The organism is Chloroflexus sp. MS-G, assembly GCF_000735195.1.
In the GTDB taxonomy this organism is placed as follows: domain Bacteria; phylum Chloroflexota; class Chloroflexia; order Chloroflexales; family Chloroflexaceae; genus Chloroflexus.
Genome location: NZ_JPIM01000234.1, coordinates 1 through 1712 on the forward strand (window position 1 = coordinate 1; position 1712 = coordinate 1712).

Annotated in this window: 3 protein-coding genes; all 3 read left to right on the plus strand. The window is 51.5% G+C overall.

The features are described 5' to 3' along the window. On the plus strand, positions 1-328 hold a 328-nt coding region (locus tag JE47_RS0120105; RefSeq protein ID WP_031461449.1), incomplete at its 5' end, for an aldehyde dehydrogenase family protein. Next, a complete protein-coding gene (locus JE47_RS0120110; protein ID WP_031461450.1) occupies positions 310-1131 on the plus strand; it encodes a 2-keto-4-pentenoate hydratase in 822 nt (273 codons plus the stop codon). The genes JE47_RS0120105 and JE47_RS0120110, both read left to right, overlap by 19 nt. Positions 1132-1144: 13 nt before the next feature. Beyond that, a complete protein-coding gene (locus JE47_RS0120115; RefSeq protein ID WP_035420244.1) occupies positions 1145-1363 on the plus strand; it encodes a hypothetical protein in 219 nt (72 codons plus the stop codon). The last annotated feature ends 349 nt before the right edge of the window (positions 1364-1712 follow it).

The following is a 1712-nucleotide window of genomic DNA, read 5'->3' on the forward strand; positions in this document are numbered from 1 at the left end:
TGTCAAACCGCATGATCGAGTGTGTCAAGAGGAGATCTTCGGCCCAGTCGTAACAGTTGCTCCGTTTGACGACGAAGAAGAAGCAGTTGCAATCGCTAATGGGGTCAGCTATGGCCTTTCAGCAGTTGTGCAAACACGCGATGTTGGCCGTGCAGTACGTCTGGGATCAGCACTTGAAGCCGGTACAATCTGGGTTAATGACTTTTTTGTTCGTGATCTCCGGGTTCCTTTTGGGGGTATGAAACAGAGCGGAATTGGTCGGGAGGGAGGACATTACAGCCTTGAGTTCTACACGGAGGTCAAGACGATATGTCTGAGCAATCAGTAACCGGTAGCGTCACTGATGAAGGAATGATTGATACCCTGGCCCGAAGACTTGATCAGGCCTGGGAAGCGCGATTTACTATCGCTCCACTCACCGAGAGTGAGGGAATCACCGACGCAGCCACTGCCTACCGAATTCAGACGCGCTGGACAGAATTGCGCGTAAGCCGCGGCGAGCGAATCATTGGCCGCAAAATTGGACTGACCAGTAAAGCTGTGCAGGAGCAAATGGGGGTATCAGAGCCAGATTATGGAACACTTTGGGCCTCGCGCTACTTCCCGATCAGGAATGGTCGTGCCGAGGTACCCTTTGACTACTTTCTACAACCGCGGGTTGAAGGTGAAATTGCATTTTTGATCGGTGAAACGCTCGATTGGCCCGATATTACGCCTCAGCAGGTACTTGCAGCAACCGAAGCACTGGCCGCTGCCATCGAAATTGTTGACAGCCGAATTGATCGCTGGCGTATCAAGCTGGCCGACACTATCGCCGATAATGCTTCCTATGGTGGATTGACTATTGGTAGCTGGAGTACGTCTATGCGTAGTAGCGACTTGCGCACTGTTGGAATGATAATGAGTCACAATGGTCAGCCAACTGTGTTTGGAACAGGCGCAGCCGCATTGGGCCATCCCGCACTGGCAGTCGCATGGTTAGCGAACAAATTACGCGAGTTTGCGATCCCATTACGGGCTGGTGATATTGTCATCTCTGGAGCATTAGCTGCCACAATCCCAGCTCAACGCGGTGATATCTTTGTGCTTGAAATGCATGGTCAACCACCAATTAGTTTACGGTTTGTGTGAGAGAGGTATTTCTATGCCGATGCTCGAGGTTTTCTACTGCGGCGACCAACCGCCAGATTATGCTCACAAGCGATTATTTGCTGCTGAGGCCAGTGCTATCTTTCAACAGATTATTGGTACACCACCAGGACGGTTGCAATTAATCGTGCGCGTATTAGCGCCTGAAGATACGCTGGCGGTGCTCGACAGTGATCCTTCTGATCTTGCAGAAGCGCACAATCACCAAAAGTAGCTTATGTACAATTCGCAACGGAGGAATGCTCACGTATCAACTCAGTGACCGATACCACTTCCCAGTGCACGCGAACAACCCGCTTACATTTGCAGTAGCAGTGGTGAAAGGTGTACCTCTCTCATAACTCAATCCTGTTAAAAGCCTGTCTGAATGCCTGTCTCACGGTATAACGAATCCAACCCATCGATGGGGCGCAGCGGCGCTGCGCCCCGACTAATTCTGCGACAGGGTATTCCGGATAGGCACTAAGCCGTGGCGAGTGGATTAAGAGCCTGATCAAAAACCCAGCTTTCTCATTGGGCATGTCCCGTACCCGTGCGACCATTTCGTGAGGTGGTCGCCCTCA

Excerpts from the sequence above, each read along its gene's own strand:
- JE47_RS0120110 (WP_031461450.1), top strand. The coding sequence starts at position 310 with ATGTCTGAGCAATCAGTAACCGGTAGCGTCACTGATGAAGGAATGATT.
- JE47_RS0120115 (WP_035420244.1), top strand. The coding sequence starts at position 1,145 with ATGCCGATGCTCGAGGTTTTCTACTGCGGCGACCAACCGCCAGATTAT.